Annotated in this window: 2 tRNA genes; both read right to left on the reverse strand. The window is 49.6% G+C overall.

What is annotated here, in order from left to right:
• Positions 1 to 62: 62 nt before the first annotated feature.
• Positions 63 to 135 (reverse strand) — tRNA-Ala (locus tag DWW70_RS14745).
• Between the two features lie 26 nt (positions 136 to 161).
• A tRNA-Ile gene (locus DWW70_RS14750) sits at positions 162 to 235 on the reverse strand.
• Between the last annotated feature and the right edge of the window lie 136 nt (positions 236 to 371).

Below are 371 nucleotides of genomic sequence, written 5' to 3' on the forward strand. Positions count from 1 at the left end.
ATAATAATTATCTCTTTCTGTATGAAATTCTCAAGGTACATATTTAGGATGTTTCCATCCAGTGGAGATAACGAGATTCGAACTCGTGACCCCCTGCTTGCAAGGCAGGTGCTCTCCCAACTGAGCTATACCCCCGTATGGAATTACAGCCTTTCGGCTAATGGGCTTAAATGGACTCGAACCATCGACCTCACGCTTATCAGGCGTGCGCTCTAACCAGCTGAGCTATAAGCCCATTTTCTTTGGTGCTTACACTTGATAAGCAAATTTGGAGCCGGCAGCCACCTGCTCTCCCACACCGTCTCCAGTGCAGTACCATCGGCCGCTTACGTCTTAACCGTCGTGTTCGGGATGGGTACGGGTGTCTCCCA

Origin of the sequence: Coprococcus sp. AF16-5 (genome assembly GCF_003479365.1) — a bacterium.
Lineage (GTDB): Bacteria > Bacillota > Clostridia > Lachnospirales > Lachnospiraceae > Coprococcus > Coprococcus aceti.